This is a genomic window from Collinsella tanakaei YIT 12063, assembly GCF_000225705.1.
In the GTDB taxonomy this organism is placed as follows: domain Bacteria; phylum Actinomycetota; class Coriobacteriia; order Coriobacteriales; family Coriobacteriaceae; genus Collinsella; species Collinsella tanakaei.
In genome coordinates, this window is the sequence record NZ_JH126470.1 from 57775 (window position 1) to 74452 (window position 16678).

Genomic DNA, 16678 nt, shown 5'->3' on the forward strand with positions numbered 1-16678 from the left:
ATGTTAGACCGTTCATACAAAATGGCGTCATAATGAGCTAGATAAAGTATCCCAAAGCTAACATAGATAAGGCTAACTTTAAGGAGCTCGTTGCATGTTCGATAAGAGGTTGCTGTCGCTTGTACCAGGCATTATGCCGCTTATTGTTGGATCGGTCGCAGCAAAATGGATCGCCTTGCTATGCAATATCGCTATCATCGCAACGATCGGCAACGTGTTCGCCGCGCTGCTTGCGGGGATGCCGGCGTCCGGAATTGGCTCTGGTGCGGCGGCTGCGGGCGCGGCGGCGTTCGGCGCTCGCGCGGCGATGACGCTTGCGATGCTGATCATCGTCCGCGCTATTTCGATCTATGTGGCCCAGCGCGCCGGCGATAAGGCGGCCTTCGCGGCCAAGCGCCAGGTGCGCCAGCTGGTGTACGACAAGCTGGTCCAGATGGGCCCGGCGTACACGGAGCAGGTGTCCACCGCGGAGGCGGTGCAGACCAGCGTCGAGGGCGCCCAGCAGCTCGAGGTCTATTTTGGCGGCTACCTGCCACAGCTGTTCTACGCGGTACTTGCCCCCGTCACCCTGTTTGTGGCGCTAGTGGGGCAGGCGGGCTTGCCGGCGACCGTGCTGCTGGTCATCGTCCCGCTCATCCCCATTTCCATCATGATGGTGATGCGCAACGCCAAGAAGGTGGCTGCCGAGTATTGGGGCAGCTATGTGGATTTGGGCGGCAGCTTTTTGGAGGCGGTGCAGGGCCTGACCACGCTGAAGATCTATCAGGCGGATGGGCGCTGGCACAAGCGGATGAACGACGAGTCGGAGGGCTTTCGCCGCGCGACCATGAAGATGCTGCGCGTGCAGCTCAACTCCATCAACGTGATGGACCTGGTCGCTTTTGGTGGCGCCGCTGCGGGTATTGTGGTGGCGGTGCTGCAGCTGGCGTCTGGCGCCATAGGCTTTTCGGGTGCCTTTTTGGTTGTATTCCTGTCGCAGGAGTTCTTCTTGCCCATGCGTCGTCTGGGCTCGCTGTTTCATACGGCCATGAACGGCATGAGTGCGGCTAAGACCATGTTTCGCATTTTGGACGCACCGGTACCGCCGCGCGGCGAGCGCGAGCTGGACGGTCGCGGCGACATCGTGTGCCGTGGCGTGGGCTACTCCTACGGCGAGGGCGGTGCCCGCGGCGAACATGTGGTGCTTGATCAGGTGAATTGCTCGATGCGCCGCGGCAGCTTGGTGGCGATTGTGGGCGAGAGCGGTTCGGGCAAGTCGACTTTGGCGGGTATTTTGTCCGGTCGCAAGGCTTCTTACCTGGGAAAGATTGAAGTAGGCGGCGTGGACGTGCGCGACGCCACACTCGACTCGCTGATGCGCGCGGTGACGCTGGTGCCCATGGCGGGCCATCTGTTCGCAGGATCGCTGCGGTCCAATTTGCTGCTGGCGCGCCCTGATGCGACGGACCGGGACCTTATGGACGTTCTCGAGCGGTGCCGCATCGCTGGGTTTGTGCGCGCAAACGGCGGGCTCGATATGGAGCTGGCGGAAGGCGGCGCCAACCTTTCCGGCGGCCAGCGCCAGCGCGTTTGCGTGGCCCGCGCCCTGCTGCATGATTCGCCCATCTACATCTTTGACGAGGCTACCTCGAACGTCGATGTGGAGAGCGAGCGCGCGATCGGCCGCGTGATCGACGAACTGGCAGGGGACCATACGGTGATAGTCATCGCTCACCGTCTGGCTTCCGTGGCGCATGCGGACCAGACCCTGGTGTTCAGCTGCGGACATCTGGTAGAGCAGGGAACGCACGCCCAGCTGCTTGCTGCCGGCGGGATATACGCCAGCATGTGGAGCAGCCAGCATGAGCTTTCCGCCTATGCGTTGGACGAGGAGAACGAGCGCGCCTCGATGCCCGCGGGTGTCGTGGTGGACGCGGCGGCGCTTGAATCCGGACCGGCTCCCGTGCAGGCATCGCACGCAGCTGCGGGGGCGCCTTCGTCCTGCGGACCCCGGCGCTCGGCGTTCTCCATCATGGCGCGTATGATCGGCCTGGTGCGTCCGCTGGCTGCGCACCTGGCGCTTGCCGTCGCGCTGGGCACGGCGGGGTCGTTGGCGGCGACGTTTGTGGCGGCCTTTGGCGGATACGGCATCATAGCCGCCACAGGCCAGGGGACGGGCCTCGCCGTCGCGAGCGCCTGCGTGCTCGCGGTGGCGTGCGGCGTGCTGCGCGGACCGTTGCATTACGGCGAGCAGCTGGCAAACCACTACATTGCGTTTCGCTTGCTCGCCCTTATCCGCGACCACGTTTTCGATGCGCTGCGACGCCTCGCCCCAGCCAAGCTCGAGGGGCGCGACCGCGGCGACTTGGTATCGCTGGTGACCGCCGATATCGAGCTGCTCGAGGTGTTCTACGCGCACACCATCTCGCCCATCGCGATCGCCATCGCGTCCTCTGCCGTCATGCTCGCGTTCATCGGCGCGCACTCGCTGCCGCTGGCTGCCATCGCCCTGGCGGGTTACCTGGTGCTGGGCGCCATCATGCCCATCGCTTCGTCCAAGCTGTGCGGAAACGCTGGCAGGGCATCGCGCGACGCGGCGGGATCCATCAGCGCGTACGTGCTCGATGGTTTGCGCGGCCTTGCCGAGACCGTGCAGTTCGCGGGCGTCTCCAAGCGCTCGGCCGGCCTCGCCGCGCAGACCGACGCTATGGGCTCCACGGACCGTTCACTGCACGTGCGCTCCGCTGCGGTCGAGGGCCTGGCGGATGCGATGGTGCTGCTCACCAGCCTCGCCATGATCGCGACGTCGCTGGGGCTCTACGCCGCGGGCGACCTCTCGTTCTCGTCGGCGTTCATCTGCTCCTTTGCGTACCTGTCCTCCTCTGGCCCGGTGCTGGCGGTGTGCCGTCTGGGCACGTCCCTGCAGGCGACGCTCGCCTCTGGCGCGCGTGTGCTCGATCTTTTGGACGAGGAGCCCCAGACCGTGGACGTGCTCGATGGCGCGGACGTTACCTTTGACGGGGCGGCGTGCGAACACGTGACGTTCTCCTACGGCTGTGTCGCCGCCGACACGAGCGCCAGAACGTTGCGCGGTGTCAGGGCGGCTTCAAACGGCGCGCCCGCGTGCATGCCCTCGTCCAAAGACGATTGCATCTTGGATGACATCTCGATTTCGTTTGAGCCCGGTGAGATGGTGTGCGTTACCGGACGGTCCGGCTCGGGAAAGTCGACGCTGCTCAAGCTGCTTATGAGGTTTTGGGATCCTACGTCTGGCGCGGTGATGATGAGCGGACGCGACCTGCGCGGCGTCAACACCGCGAGTCTGCGTAACGCGATTGGGTACATGACGCAGGATACGCATTTGTTTGTGGGCACCATTGGCGACAACCTGCGCATCGCGCGTGAGGACGCCACGGATTCCGAGCTCGATAGCGCCTGCGAGGCGGCGGCGCTCACGTCGCTGATCGCAAGGCTGCCGCAGGGGTACGACACCCCGGTTGCGGAGCTGGGCGATTCTCTGTCCGGCGGCGAGCGCCAACGCATTGGCCTTGCGCGCATTTTCTTGCACGATGCCCCGTTTGTGTTGCTTGACGAGCCCACCAGCAACCTAGATGCGCTCAACGAGGCGGCGGTTATGCGCGCGATCGATCGTCGTCGCGCCGGCAAAACGGTGGTGTTGGTGAGCCATCGAGCGTCTACCTGCGCATTTGCCGATCGCTTCTACAGCGTGGAGCACGGACGCATCAGCTAGCGCCTTGAGTTTGACAACCGTGGGCGTTGGCTATGGCAGTTGAGTGCCACGAGGTGGGTACGTGGAGGGCATGCATAGCCTTTTGGCGTGCCCCTCGTGGCATTTTCTTGGAGCAAGCGTTCTATTGGCGGCGATGTAGTTGCGCCTCGGCTGTGTCACGGCACCATTTCTGTTTAAAGTTGGAGACACATTGTGTAAACCTGTAGCCAAACGTGGTTATAAGTCTGGGTGAGCGTGAGTGAGATTTGCGGGATTCCGTGAAGGTCGGTAGCGCATTTGCGAGCGGGGGCTCGGGTTTTACCCACCTCGTGGCCCTCAGCTGCCATCCCGAATGGACACGGTTTTGCATGCGCAAATCTCTATGCATTTTTTTGCATTGACAATCTTCTGAACAGGCATAATAATGACCCGGTATCCAATGCTGTGAGAGCGCTGCCGGATGCTGAAGCGTCACAAAAAGCGGCCCGATTCGATACCAGGGAGTGTGGGGGTATCGAATCGGGCCGTGTCGTTATCGCGGTTTGCCGCGTGTTGGGTGCTCGATGTGCTCGACGCTAAGCGATGAGCCGCGCGATGCCGGGAGTCGCAAGCCGGGCATCAAACGCCGGGTACTAGAGCGTGCCTATTAGAGCGCGCCGCGTCCGTGCTCGCCGGTGCGAATACGGATGACGTCGTCGACCGGGGTGACAAAGATCTTGCCGTCGCCCACGCCACCGGTGTGCGCGGCGCTGCAGATGACCTGGATCAAGCCATCTACCTGGTCCTCGTCCACCACAATGTCGAACTTGACCTTAGGGATGGTGTTGAGAAGGACCTCGGTACCGCGGACGTATTCCTTCCAGCCGTGCTGGTTGCCGCAACCCTGCACCTGCGAGATGGTCATTCCACGGATGCCGGCGTCGAACAGGGCCTCTTTGAGAACCTCGAGCTTCTCCTGGCGAATGATAGCGGTCAGTTGTTTCATGGCTGCTCCTCCTCCAATTGATCTATGTGTTGGTAATGATTCCTATGCCAGGGGCATAGCTGCTAGTCCAAGCCGGTGAACGCGGGGTAGGCGCTCTCGCCGTGCTCGGAGATATCAAGGCCAAGGGCTTCATCGGCCTCGTCAACGCGTAGGCTGCCGCCGCACAGGGCCTTAACCACAAGAACAAGGACAAGGTCGAGAATCAGGACGATGGCGATGGTGACCGCAATGCCCAGAACCTGGGCGATCAGCATTGTGGGATCGCCGGTGTAGAACAAGCCGCCGAAGTCGGTCCAGGACAGCTCGGGCACGCAGAACAGGCCGGTGAGGACGCCGCCTACGATACCGCCGATACCGTGGCAGCCAAAGGCGTCGAGGGCGTCGTCATAACCAAAGCGGGCCTTGAGGTGCGAGATGGCGAAGAAGCAGACGGGCGGAACGGCGGCGCCAATGATCAGCGCGGCCCAGGGCTCGACAAAGCCAGCGCCCGGAGTGATTGCGACCAGGCCGGCGACCAGGCCGGTGCTGGCGCCAACAAGCGTGGGCTTACCGGTGACCAGGCGCTCGACTACCAACCAGGAAGCCAGGCCGGCGGCGCTTGCGGTGACGGTGTTGAGCAGGGCGAGTGCGGCGACGCCGTCGACAGCGAACTCGGAGCCGCTGTTAAAGCCGAACCAACCAAACCACAGCAGGCCGGCGCCCAGGGCGACAAACGGAACGTTGTGCGGGCGATAGCTCATAACGCCAAAGCCGCGGCGTCCACCAAGGGCAAGGCAGAGAACAAGACCGGTGAGGCCGGAGGAGATGTGGACAACGTCGCCGCCTGCAAAGTCGAGCGCGCCAATCTGCTCGCCAATGAGCGAGCCGGCACCGCCCCAGACCATGTGCGCCAGCGGGGCGTAGACAACAAGAACCCAGAATGCAAGGAACAAGGTGACGGCCTTGAACTTCATGCGGCCGGCGACGGAACCGGTGATGATGGCCGAGGTGATCATGGCAAACGCCATCTGGAACGCGATGTCAACGATAGAAGGATAGGTCGCGTCCGCGGGTGGGTTGGCCGCCTCGTCCAGAACCTGCTGGACAATGGGCAGGCAAAGCAGTTGGTCAAAGCCGCCAAAGAACGAGATGGAGCCGTCGCCGCCGTAGGCAAACGACCATCCGGCGACAACCCAGAGAACGCCAACGACGCCAATGACAATGAAGGTCATGAGCATGGTGTTGGTAACGTTCTTACGCCGGGCCAGTCCGCCGTAGAAAAAAGCAAGGCCAGGCGTCATAAGGAACACGAGCATGGTACAGACAAGCATAAAGCCGGTGGAACCTGTATCAAACATGTTGTTTCCCCCTCACAAGTTCCGGTTTTATCGTAGAAGCCATTAGGACCGGTCGCGCCGCGCGGGTGCACGGCCGCGCAATTGCGACTTGCTCATAATGGCATCGAGTTGGCGTGAAAAAAGCGGGGGATTATGCCGTTAACGTATGGATGCAAGGCGGAAACAGAGCCGTCGGCGCTTGGAACCGCGGCGCAATCTTGGAAACCCGTTAGAAAAACGTGGGAAATATCGGTGCTATTCCACCAGTTTAAAGCCCATGCCCCAAACCGTTTTGAGGTAGCCGTCCGTTCCGGACGCCTTGAGTTTGGATCGAATGTTGGAGACGTGCACGTTCACGGTGTTGTCGTCAGCGGCGTACGGCTCGCCCCAGGCTTGCTCAAAAAGCTCCTGCTTGGTGAACACGCGCTTGGGGTGGCGCATGAGGATCTCCGTGATGTTGAACTCGATGCGGGTGAGGGATAGCTGCTCGCCGGCGGCGCAAAAGACGCGTGCCTGAGGGTCCAGGGTCCAATCGCGAAAACGCAGCACGCCGTCGTTTGAGGTGGCGATGGCCGAGGAGCGCCCGTGGTGGCGAAGCTGCACCTCTATGCGCGCGAGCAGCTCGTCCAAATCGAAAGGTTTGGCTAGGTAATCGTCCGCGCCCAGCTTGAGAAGGTCTATCTTGTCGCTTGCGGCGGTGCGGGCGGAGATGACGATGATGGGCGTGTCTTGGTCGCACTCGCGCATGAGCCGCACCAGCTCTTCGCCGGGAAGACCAGGGAGCATGAGATCGCAGATCACCACGTCGGCCATGGGGGAGTTGCCGGAATCGAGCAGCAACTTTGCCTCGGTGCCGGAAAACGCCTGCGTGCACGTGTAGCCGGCGCGCGTGAGGTGCGTCGCTACGATGTTGTTGATGTCCGCATCGTCTTCAATGATCAGCACGCGCGTGCTCGCCATGGGTCCTCCGTGTTTTCCTGTAGGGCGAATGCCCTTGCCGGCCTGTATGAAACCTGCCGGCTGGAATTTGCCGCTTGATAGTTGTCTGCAGCCTGGCACAGATGCTAGCACCTTCACCGCGCCGGTTCCTTGTTGGAATGCATTAAGAAAGCCTAAGCGTTTGGAGCGTCGACGGCGAACAGATACTGACGGCGTGCAGATGCCGGCCGCGCCGGCCACTAGGAGGGGGCCTGGCCTGGCTGCGGGCGCGCCTTGCCTAGCGGACGGCCGCCGCTACGGTTGAGCGTTCGACCAAGGTGCCGGGGATACGCAGTGCAACGGGTGTCGCGGGCGCGTCCGCAATGGCGTGCCCGTAGACCAATCGTCCACGTTTGCGCAGGTCAAAACGAACGGTTGTGAGTTCTATATTGGGCACCATGGCATCCATCGAGTCGTCGATGCCAACTACGCTCACGTCCTGGGGCACGCGGCGGCCGCGGGAGCGCAGGGCCGCGATGACGCCCATGGCCATCTGGTCGTTGGCGGCGTAGACCGCGGTCATCTCTTTGTCTTCGGCAAGCTTGAGGCCAATGCGGTAACCGCTATTTGCCGTCCAGTCGCCCGCCATGGGCTCTGCAGGCTGCAGGCCGCGCGCCGTCAGGGCGTCGCGCCAGCCCGCCTCTCGAAACGCGCTGTCGATTGAGAACGAGGGGCCGCTTACAAAGCGGATCTCCTTGTGGCCGTGGTCGAACAAGTGGTTCATCACCAGCGTCGAGCAACCGTAATGGTCCGAATCGATGGTGGTGCAGCGCGGATGGGCGTACATGGTGACAATGACCGTGTTCATGCCCGGTTGGGGGCAGAACTGCTCGAAGTCCGGCGCCATGCGGCTCATGCTTATGATCATGCCGTCGACGGGGAGCGCGGCTAGCCGACGGGACGCCCCGGCGAGGGTGAACGCGTCGGAATCCTCCATCTCTATCATAGTGACTGCGCATTCCTGCTCGCGGGCGGCGGCGAGAATGCCGTCGAGCATGGTGAGGTTGCCAATCTGCGTGACGTCGTAGACGCATAGCCCTACGGCGTTATATTTGCCTCCGCGCAGCGATCGGCCGGCGTAATTGGGCCTAAACCCCAGCCGCTGCATGGCGTCCAGCACTTGCTTGCGCGTCTTTTCGCTTACGTTGGGAGCCCCGTTGGCAACACGCGATACGGTTTGCTGCGATACGCCGGCAGCTGCTGCGACGTCGCACATGGATACGGGGCGTCCTGTGGCGGGGCGCTGCGTGGCCGGGCCGTTCTCAGTGGGATGGGTCTGCATCTGCTTGTCCTTTCTGGCCTACAGGCTCCATGCGGCGCCCGCGCCGGGCGTTGCGCTCGCGAGGGCGTCTTGTTTTTACACACGGGACGCTCACGCGATCTGCAGGTATGCCGGGGCGGACCGTTTACGGCAATAAAGCTGCCGATTAAAAATCATGGTGCCGTATGCTTGTGAGTACGTTAACATATGAGTACGTTAACATCTTGCCTGAAGGCCGAGATGCGTGAAAAGGCATGTGGATAATGCAGGGAGAGCCCTATGATCACCGCTGATATCTTTGGAAGCTTGCCGGACGGCCGCTGCGTAACCAAATACACGCTGTCGACGCACGGTGCATCCGTCTCCGTCATGGATTTTGGCGCAACCGTTCTGTCCGTTTGCATTCCCGACCGCACGGGCGCCGCCGCGGATGTGCTGCTGGGCTTTGGCGACCTTGCGGGTTATCTCGACAACCCGGCCTGCTACGGTTCGACCATTGCCCCCGTTGCAAACCGCACGGACCGAGCAGAGGTGCCCCTTGCCGGGCGCATCTACCATCTGCCCGCAAACGATGGTCCGGACCATGCGAACAACCTGCATACCGACCTTGCCCGGGGCCTGCACAAGCGCTTGTGGTCGGCGGAGCTTTTTGAGGACGATAGCGCCGTGCGCTTTAGCTGCGAGCTTGCGGACGGCGAGCTGGGCCTGCCCGGCAATCGCCGCTTCGCGGTCACCTATCGTTTGGACAAGGAGGACCAAAAAGACGGCGCGGACGGGGGCGTGCGCCTTGAAGTGGAGCATGTCTGCGAGACCGACGCCGAGACTTATGTGAACATGACCAATCACAGCTATTTCAACCTTGCCGGCCACGCGAGCGGCGTCTGCCTTTCACAGCGCGTCTCCATCGATGCGGAGACCTTCTTGCCGCTTCGCGCAGACAGCGTGTCTGCGGGTGAGTCCTTGTCGGTCGCGGATACGCCGTTCGATTTTCGAAGCCTCAAGGAGCTCGGCGCGGACATTGAATGCGGCAGCGCACAGCTTGATCGCGCCCGTGGCTACGACCACTGCTTCTGCGTTGCCGGCTATGCGCGTGGCGCCGCGCCCCGCCATGCCCTGCGCGCGGTGGACGATGCATCCGGCCGCACGCTCGATATCTTCATTACCGCGCCGGGGGCGCACTTGTATACGGGCAATTGGCTGGGGGATGAGGGCGCCAAGGACGCCGCGTCATATGGCCCGCATGATGGATTTGCCTTTGAGCCCGAGTACTATCCGGATGCCGTGCACCATGCGGAATGGCCGCAGCCTGTCTGCGCGCCGGATCGTCCGTATCGCGAGCGCATCGTCTACCGTTTCGGCGTCGACCCTGATGCCGCCGGCGCCTCAGATGCCGCCGGTCCCGCCGGCGCTGCATAAACGGCCTTTCATCAACAGGCGCGCTGCGATAGAGACGGAGCGCGTTGACAACAGCTTTTTAAAGAGAGGATAGTCCATGCCAGCAACAAACAACCAGGCCGCCCTTGCCGCGGCGCGCGAGCTGTTTGAGAAGACGTTCGGCGAGATCTCGTCCAACGCAAAGGTCTTGGCGGTCCACGCGCCCGGCCGCTCTGAAATCTCCGGCAACCATACCGACCATGAGGGAGGCCACGTTATTGCCGGCGCGCTCGATGTCGCCGTGGACGGCGTGGCCGTTGCTAACGGAACCAACGTGGTGCGCGTAATCGACGCCAACTTTCCGCTGGTAGAGGTCGACCTGAGCGACCTGTCCGTACGCGAGGACGAGCGCGAGACCACTGCCGCGCTGGTCCGCGGCATGGCGTTCGAGTTGGCCCAGACCGGGCGCACACCGGCGGGCTTTGATTTCGCCTCTGTCTGCTCCGTTCCCGCCGGCGGCGGTCTTTCCAGCTCGGCCGCGGTCGAGGCCGCGTACGGCCGCGCCATGGAGGCGCTGTGGGAGGGTCCCTCCATCGACCCCGTCGAGCTGGCCAAGATGAGCCAGTTTGCAGAGAACCGCTACTTTGGCAAGCCCTGCGGCCTTATGGACCAGGCCGCCGTTTGCCTGGGCGGGCTCGCCTACATGGACTTCGAGGTTCCCAGCGAGCCCAAGACCGCTAAGCTCGATTTCGATTTCGATAAGGCGGGTTACGCGCTGTGCCTGGTCAAGGTGGGGTCCGACCACACCGACCTCACGTTTGAGTATGCCGCGATTCCGGATGAGATGCAGGCGATTGCGGGAGAGTTCGGCTGCAAGCGCCTATGCGAGGTCGACCCCGCCGTCTTCGACGCCGCCGTTCCCCAGCTGCGCGAAAAGTACGGTGATCGTGCGGTCCTGCGCGCTATCCACTATTGGTATGAGAACGGCTTGGTCGATAAACGCTGGGAAGACCTGGTCGCCGGGGACATCGAATCCTTCCTCGTCCACACGCGCGCATCCGGTGCCAGCTCCGCCATGTTCTTGCAAAACGTGTCCGCAACCGTTGGCGACGTGCGCGAGCAGCACGCCATGTTGGCATTGGGCCTGGCCGAGCGCATCTTGGATGGTCGTGGGGCGGCCCGTATTCACGGCGGCGGCTTTGGCGGCTCGATCCAGTGCTTTGTCCCGCTTGATTTGGTGGACGAGTTCATCGCCCGCATGGACGCGTGGCTGGGCGAGGGGTCGTGCCGTAAGTATTCCATTACCGAGGAAGGCGCGTGCGCGACATGGATGTAATCAAGGCCGCCGCACAGGCTCTTATCTCTTATGCGATTCGCTGCGGGCTGATCGAGGAGGCCGATCGCCGCTGGGCGTACAACGAGCTGCTTGATGCATGCGGCATCGAGGCGGTCGCGCCCGACCATGCGTGGGAGATCGGCGTGGACGAGTTTGATCCCGACGCTTTTGACCTGGACGCGACGCTGGCGGTTTTGGCCGATGCCGCCATCGGCGCCGGTCGCTTTGAGGACTCATCCGGCGGCCGCGACCGCGCGGCTATGGCGGTTATGGGCCGCTTGATGCCGCGTCCCTCGCAGGTCGCCGCAGAGTTTGCGCGCCGCTCGCAGGCCGGCTCCGCCACCGCGACCGACTGGTTCTACCGTCTGTGCTGCGATGCGGGTTACGTCCGCCGCAGCGCTATCGCGCGCAATATCGCCTGGACCACGCCCACAAGGTGGGGCGACCTTGAGATCACCATCAACCTCTCCAAGCCGGAAAAGGATCCGCGCGATATCGCCGCAGCCCTTTCTTGTCCCGCGGATGTTGAGCCGTATCCCGCCTGCCAGCTGTGCATGAGCAACGAAGGGTATGCGGGTCGCGCCGCCGCGAGCGCGCTGGGCGCGCACCCGGCCCGCCAGAACCTGCGAATTGTTCCCATCGAGCTGGGGGGAGAGCGCTGGGGCCTGCAGTATAGCCCGTATGCGTACTTTGAAGAGCACTGCATCGCCATGAGCGCGGAGCATCGGCCCATGCATGTTGATCGCGAGAACATGTCGCGCCTGCTCGACTTTGTCGACGCCTTGCCGCACTACTTTGTGGGTTCCAACGCGGACCTGCCTATTGTGGGCGGCTCCATTCTCACCCATGACCACTTCCAGGGCGGCCGCCATGTGTTTCCCATGATGCGCGCCAAGGTTGAGCGCGTTTTCGAGATCTCTGGTTTTAGCGATGTGCGCGCAGGGGTGCTGGTGTGGCCGCTGAGCGTGCTCAAGCTTTCGAGCTCCTCGCGCGATTCCGTGCTCGGCGCGGCGACCCGCGTGCTCGACGTGTGGCGCGACCATGATGATGTGGAGTGCGGTGTCATCTCGCATGACGCCGACGGCACTCGTCATAACACGGTCACGCCCGTGGTGGCCAAGGAGGGCGATGCCTATACGGTCTACCTGGCGTTGAGGTGCAACGTGACAACGGCTGGGCATCCGCTGGGCGTCTTTCACCCGCATGCGGACAAGCATCATATCAAGAAGGAGAACATTGGCCTCATCGAGGTCATGGGCCTTGCGATTTTGCCCCCGCGCCTAGTGGGCGAGTTGTCTCGCACCCAAGAGCTCCTGCTTGCCGCTCAGTCGCGCGGCGCCGGGCCGGAAGAGCTGCGCGCTGACTTGGAAGCGGATGAGCTGTCTGCGTCCCATGCGGCTTGGGCCGTGGAGGTTGCGCAGAAGCACCCTGCCCTTGCTCAAAGCGACGCCGAGCGCGTTTTGCGTGATGAGGTCGGCCTGGTCTTTGGCCGGGTGCTCGAGGACGCGGGCGTGTATAAATGGGACGACGCCGGCCGTGCCGGGCTGGAACGTTTCTTGAGTCGCCTGTAAGCCGCGCGTGATCCGATTGCTGCCGAACGCGTTGGCGAAGAACAACTGAATAGTTGAGGTTGACCCCGTTGCGCTAGCGAATATGCGCAACGGGGTTTGTGGTTAGCTATGGGAAACTATTCTCGTCCAAAAAATGAAAACTAGTGTAGGATAGGGCGTTGAATGAATAGGGAACCGCGCCTGCCAAGGGCGCTTCCGAGCGCATTTGGCGGGCGCGCCCGCCGTCTTTAACGGTGCGGCCGGGCGAATGCGGTTGTGGGCGCGCTGGTGGATGGCGCGGTCGAGTAGGGGGCAGCTATGTATCAAAACTCTATCCAGCTCATGCAGAGCATGCGTGAGGCGGGTATTGAGCATCGAAGCGATACGCCGCTGGATGATGAAAACCTCATCGACACCATTCGCGTTGGATGGTCGGGCGCCAGCCTGCCTGCGACCGTGATCTTGTTTCGCGTGAACGATCGCGGCGCGCACCTGGAGGTCGAGGAGCTGGGGCGCGTGGCGCCGGGACTTCGCGCGCAGGCGCTCGAGCTGGTCAATGCGCTGAACGGGTCGTATCGCTGGATTACGTTTGTTGTGGAAGACGACGGGCGCATTGCCTGTTCGTCCGATGTGTTCATGGTTCCCGAGGTGGCGGGGCTGTTTGGCATCGCGGCGATGGGCCGCATGTTCGATACGCTCGATGAAGTCTACCCCAGGCTGCTTCGCGTGCTGGCGTAAGGGCACCTTACTTACTACGGGGTCCGCGGGCGCCCGGAGACCTGTTCTTGCTGTTTCTACTCGTTTTTGCTTGGAGGCGTTATGTTATCTGCGAATATTGGCCAGGCGTTGCTGTGGGCGGCGCTGGGCTGCGGGTTTACCTGGCTTATGACTACCGCGGGTGCGGCCATGGTCTTCTTCTTTAGAAGCGACCGCAAGCTTATGCATCATATCTTCTTGGGTTTTGCGGCGGGCGTCATGATCGCGGCGTCCGTGTGGTCGCTGCTCAATCCTGCTATCGAGCAGGCGGAGGAGCTGGGTCAGATAGGGTGGATCCCCGCTGCCGGCGGCTTTTTGCTGGGCGTGGCCTTTCTGCTCGCGCTCGATACGTTCTTGCCCCACCTGCATCCCGAGGAGGACCAGCCTGAGGGCATCCAGACCAGCTGGAAGCGAACCACGTTGCTGGTCTCTGCCGTCACGCTCCATAACATCCCCGAGGGCATGAGCGTTGGCCTGCTGTTTGCCATGGCGGCCCAGGCCTCCGGTGCCGCTGCGGACGCCTACCTTGGCATGGCATTTGCGCTCGCGCTGGGTATGGGCTTGCAGAACTTTCCCGAGGGCGCCGCGGTTTCGCTGCCCCTTGCGCGCGAGGGTATGAGCCGTACCAAGGCGTTTGCCATGGGCAGCCTTTCCGGCATCGTAGAGCCCATCTTTGGCATCGCGGTGGTTCTGGTCTCCGGCTGGATCACGCCGTTTATGCCCTGGATGCTGGCATTTGCCGCTGGAGCCATGATCTACGTGGTTGTCGAGGAGCTTATTCCGGAGGCGCACCTGGGAGAGCACTCCAACGTGGGCACGCTGGGCGTCATCGCGGGCTTTGTTCTCATGATGGTCCTGGACGTTGCCCTGGGCTAGGGGGCTTTGCGATCGCGGATTCGCATGTTTAGCTTACGGGTGGTAGCTATTGGCCGGTAGATTGAAACCGTGCCCGATCGGGATGGCAGTTGAACCGCTTCAAGCGGGGATTTTCAAGCCGTGTATAAAGCGATTTGGGCCGTTTGGCCGCGGAAAGAGAAGAAGAATGCAGAGGAGGTGCGGGCTGTCGCACCTCCTTTGCCGTAGAGGGGCCTTTTTAAGCCGAAATATGGAAACATCTGTATCAATAAAGTGGCCTAGCGCGTCCATAACGCGGTTGATAGAGGCGTTTCGCAAGGGGAGCGGGCACTGGGTTAGCCGGTTCTTACCCGCCTCGTGGTCCTCAGTGACCATTTCAAAACGGCACGGTTTTGCGGCGTTCAATTCTTATGCAAGGCTTTGGCAGACGCGCAGGATGCACGGTGGCCGTTATGCATTTTGGCAAACGCGGTGCCCTTGCGTCGCGTTATGCTCCACATCGCCCTCGTGCGCACGCCGTGCCCATGCCCGCGCCGCCGCGCTTTTCGTCAAGGATGCGTACGACCTGTCTAACCACGGGCCAATCTGCTAACGTTTCGAGATGCGTGAGCGTGCAGCGGGCGCTGATGTAAGACGCCCGCCGCAACGTATGACACGCACAAGGAGCCTTGGAAGAGGGAGAACGAATGATCAAGCTGTTTGCGAGCGACCTGGATGGAACCCTGCTCAACGCAACCCATATGGTCGACCCCGTCATCGTGTCCGCTCTGCGAACGGTTACTAAAAGCGGTGCGCATTTCGCCGTCGCCACCGGCCGCACCATGCGCAGCCCCAATGACTTTGGTTTTCACGGCGTTGACATAGAGGCGGTGTGTTCCAACGGGTCCATCATTTTGGACCACGATGGCAACACCATCTACCATAGCGATGTGGACAAAGGGGTGCTCGAGGAAATGCTCCGCACATTCCCGCAGGTCTGCTTCGAGTGCGTGGGCCTGGATTGCACGTATGTCACCGGTAGCCCGCAAGACCAGCTCGCCGGATTTGTCGCCACGGGCGCTATCGAGAAGGTGAAGATGGCCGCCATGCGTATTCGCCGCCGCCAAATGCAGGCGGATTGCGTCCACAACCAAAGCGTCTCTGACGTGCTTTCCCGCAGCATCTGCAAAATCAACGCCCGCGTGAGCGACCCCTCGCTCGATAGCGAGCTCAAGGACTTCCTTTCCAGCCACGCGGACAAGGTGGTCAACGCCCCCTTTAGCCCCGTCATGTTCGAGATCACCAACGTCGGCGTCGACAAGGGCGCGGCGCTTGCATGGCTGGCTTCCTATTTTGGCTATTCCGCGGACGAAGTGTCCGTCTACGGCGACGGTGGCAACGACATCGCCATGCTCCAACGCTTTACGCACGCTTACGCCACCAGCAACGGAAGCGATGCCGCTAAGCTCGCCGCGGGCAACGTCATCGGTAGCTGCGCGTTTCATGCCGTGCCGCGCCACATGGTCAAGACGGTCCGCGAACAGGGGAGCGTTGCTTCTTCCAATGCGGATGCAGGCAAGGGCTCCGGCTACGTTCGAATCGAATAATTCCCGTCTGCAGCCCTTCTGTAGACAAATGATTGATGGTTGTCAGGTTTCTGTAAGTGCTCCTCCACATTCGTTCAATTATGCACACCGTGTGCAATAATGCTCGGAGAGAGTAATATCGGGCCGCGTTACAACCACGGCCCCCTCAAGCCAAGGAGGGCCAGTGTCGAAAGAGGCCGTGGCCGAACAAAAATGCGACCGTCGCAGTCTCCGCTCCCAGCGCCTGCTGCGCCAAGCGCTCGCGCGGGAGATCGGGGCGACGGGCGACCTTTCTAGCGTCACCGTCGCCGGTCTCACGGATTGCGCGGGTCTCACGCGCCGCACGTTTTACAGCCATTACAAAGACATCCCAGACTTCATCGAGCAGGTAGAAGCTTCCATTTTGGACGAGGTGGGGCGCCATGTGCTCGCCATCTCCGCCTCCACGCTGGATGATCTGTATCGCAACATACATGAGCTGGAGCCGGCGTCGGGTTCGGTGGAGCTGCTGTCCTATCTCAAGAAAGATGGAGAGCTCATCGGCGCTCTGCTGGGCCCCGGCGGCGACCCGGCGTTTATCGAGAAGCTGCTCGATCTGGTGCGCGCTTGCGTGAGGCATCGAATGGAGACGGGCATCTTCCCGGATGCTCTGGGCACGTTCTTCGATTATTACCTCGATTCCGTTATCACGTCCGAGCTGGGCGTTATCAAGCGCTGGTTCCAAACGGGTCTCAAGGAGGCCCCGGAGACCATGGCGCGCATCATGACCGTGATCGCATTCGTCCGTCCCGGCGACCTGTACGGCAAGCCCATCGACATCAACGTGCCGGAGTACGGCATGAAGCTGCTGGGAAAAAGCGCCGCGCGGGACTTACGCAGCGTGCTGGAGGTTCTCGCTGCGTCAAACGCCGGTCCGCAGGCATCGCCGCTTTCATCATCAGGCGTCGAGCCGCGATCGAAAGCGGACGCCAAAGACACCATCTAGGGGGAGAG

Annotated in this window: 12 protein-coding genes; 8 read left to right on the forward strand and 4 right to left on the reverse strand. The window is 62.1% G+C overall.

Annotation, left to right across the window (positions count from 1 at the left end; genetic code table 11):
- The first annotated feature begins 94 nt into the window (after window positions 1–94).
- The gene (locus HMPREF9452_RS12160; protein ID WP_009141427.1) at window positions 95–3730 is read left to right on the forward strand and encodes an ABC transporter ATP-binding protein/permease; all 3636 of its coding nucleotides are present in this window, start codon (window positions 95–97) and stop codon (window positions 3728–3730) included.
- A gap of 625 nt (window positions 3731–4355) precedes the next feature.
- On the opposite strand, the gene HMPREF9452_RS06975 is transcribed toward HMPREF9452_RS12160, so the two are convergent.
- The 4 genes from HMPREF9452_RS06975 to HMPREF9452_RS06990 all read right to left on the reverse strand — a co-directional run bounded on the left by HMPREF9452_RS06975 (window position 4356) and on the right by HMPREF9452_RS06990 (window position 8270).
- Window positions 4356–4694, reverse strand: coding sequence for a P-II family nitrogen regulator (locus tag HMPREF9452_RS06975; protein ID WP_009141428.1), 339 nt, complete (start codon window positions 4692–4694; stop codon window positions 4356–4358).
- Between the two features lie 62 nt (window positions 4695–4756).
- Window positions 4757–6031 (reverse strand): ammonium transporter, encoded by a 1275-nt coding sequence (locus HMPREF9452_RS06980; protein WP_009141429.1) that lies wholly within the window; start codon window positions 6029–6031, stop codon window positions 4757–4759.
- Between the two features lie 234 nt (window positions 6032–6265).
- Entirely contained in the window at window positions 6266–6970 is a 705-nt protein-coding gene (locus HMPREF9452_RS06985; protein WP_009141430.1) for a response regulator transcription factor, read from the reverse strand.
- Window positions 6971–7226: 256 nt separating this feature from the next.
- Complete coding sequence (locus HMPREF9452_RS06990; RefSeq protein WP_009141431.1) at window positions 7227–8270, reverse strand: LacI family DNA-binding transcriptional regulator; 1044 nt, start codon at window positions 8268–8270, stop codon at window positions 7227–7229.
- 258 nt (window positions 8271–8528) lie between these two features.
- Between HMPREF9452_RS06990 and HMPREF9452_RS06995 the strand changes: the two genes are divergently transcribed.
- The 7 genes from HMPREF9452_RS06995 (at window position 8529) to HMPREF9452_RS07025 (ending at window position 16670) form a co-directional block, all read left to right on the forward strand.
- The gene (locus HMPREF9452_RS06995; protein WP_009141432.1) at window positions 8529–9665 is read left to right on the forward strand and encodes an aldose epimerase family protein; all 1137 of its coding nucleotides are present in this window, start codon (window positions 8529–8531) and stop codon (window positions 9663–9665) included.
- A gap of 76 nt (window positions 9666–9741) precedes the next feature.
- Window positions 9742–10959, forward strand: coding sequence for a galactokinase (locus HMPREF9452_RS07000; RefSeq protein WP_009141433.1), 1218 nt, complete (start codon window positions 9742–9744; stop codon window positions 10957–10959).
- Window positions 10950–12530, forward strand: a complete 1581-nt coding sequence (locus HMPREF9452_RS07005) for a UDP-glucose--hexose-1-phosphate uridylyltransferase (RefSeq protein ID WP_040362669.1) — start codon at window positions 10950–10952, stop codon at window positions 12528–12530. The genes HMPREF9452_RS07000 and HMPREF9452_RS07005 overlap by 10 nt, the downstream gene beginning before the upstream one ends.
- A gap of 297 nt (window positions 12531–12827) precedes the next feature.
- Window positions 12828–13247 carry a YbjN domain-containing protein gene (locus tag HMPREF9452_RS07010; protein ID WP_009141435.1) on the forward strand — a complete coding sequence of 140 codons (420 nt, stop codon included), beginning with the start codon at window positions 12828–12830 and terminating at the stop codon, window positions 13245–13247.
- Window positions 13248–13328: 81 nt separating this feature from the next.
- Window positions 13329–14141, forward strand: a complete 813-nt coding sequence (locus HMPREF9452_RS07015; RefSeq protein WP_009141436.1) for a ZIP family metal transporter — start codon at window positions 13329–13331, stop codon at window positions 14139–14141.
- A gap of 665 nt (window positions 14142–14806) precedes the next feature.
- Window positions 14807–15706, forward strand: coding sequence for an HAD-IIB family hydrolase (locus HMPREF9452_RS07020; RefSeq protein WP_009141437.1), 900 nt, complete (start codon window positions 14807–14809; stop codon window positions 15704–15706).
- Window positions 15707–15869: 163 nt separating this feature from the next.
- Window positions 15870–16670 carry a TetR/AcrR family transcriptional regulator gene (locus HMPREF9452_RS07025; RefSeq protein WP_009141438.1) on the forward strand — a complete coding sequence of 267 codons (801 nt, stop codon included), beginning with the start codon at window positions 15870–15872 and terminating at the stop codon, window positions 16668–16670.
- The last annotated feature ends 8 nt before the right edge of the window (window positions 16671–16678 follow it).

Excerpts from the sequence above, each read along its gene's own strand:
- HMPREF9452_RS06990 (WP_009141431.1), bottom strand. The coding sequence starts at position 8,270 with ATGCAGACCCATCCCACTGAGAACGGCCCGGCCACGCAGCGCCCCGCC.
- HMPREF9452_RS06980 (WP_009141429.1), bottom strand. The coding sequence starts at position 6,031 with ATGTTTGATACAGGTTCCACCGGCTTTATGCTTGTCTGTACCATGCTC.
- HMPREF9452_RS07010 (WP_009141435.1), top strand. The coding sequence starts at position 12,828 with ATGTATCAAAACTCTATCCAGCTCATGCAGAGCATGCGTGAGGCGGGT.
- HMPREF9452_RS07000 (WP_009141433.1), top strand. The coding sequence starts at position 9,742 with ATGCCAGCAACAAACAACCAGGCCGCCCTTGCCGCGGCGCGCGAGCTG.
- HMPREF9452_RS12160 (WP_009141427.1), top strand. The coding sequence starts at position 95 with ATGTTCGATAAGAGGTTGCTGTCGCTTGTACCAGGCATTATGCCGCTT.
- HMPREF9452_RS07005 (WP_040362669.1), top strand. The coding sequence starts at position 10,950 with ATGGATGTAATCAAGGCCGCCGCACAGGCTCTTATCTCTTATGCGATT.
- HMPREF9452_RS06975 (WP_009141428.1), bottom strand. The coding sequence starts at position 4,694 with ATGAAACAACTGACCGCTATCATTCGCCAGGAGAAGCTCGAGGTTCTC.
- HMPREF9452_RS06985 (WP_009141430.1), bottom strand. The coding sequence starts at position 6,970 with ATGGCGAGCACGCGCGTGCTGATCATTGAAGACGATGCGGACATCAAC.
- HMPREF9452_RS07015 (WP_009141436.1), top strand. The coding sequence starts at position 13,329 with ATGTTATCTGCGAATATTGGCCAGGCGTTGCTGTGGGCGGCGCTGGGC.
- HMPREF9452_RS07020 (WP_009141437.1), top strand. The coding sequence starts at position 14,807 with ATGATCAAGCTGTTTGCGAGCGACCTGGATGGAACCCTGCTCAACGCA.
- HMPREF9452_RS06995 (WP_009141432.1), top strand. The coding sequence starts at position 8,529 with ATGATCACCGCTGATATCTTTGGAAGCTTGCCGGACGGCCGCTGCGTA.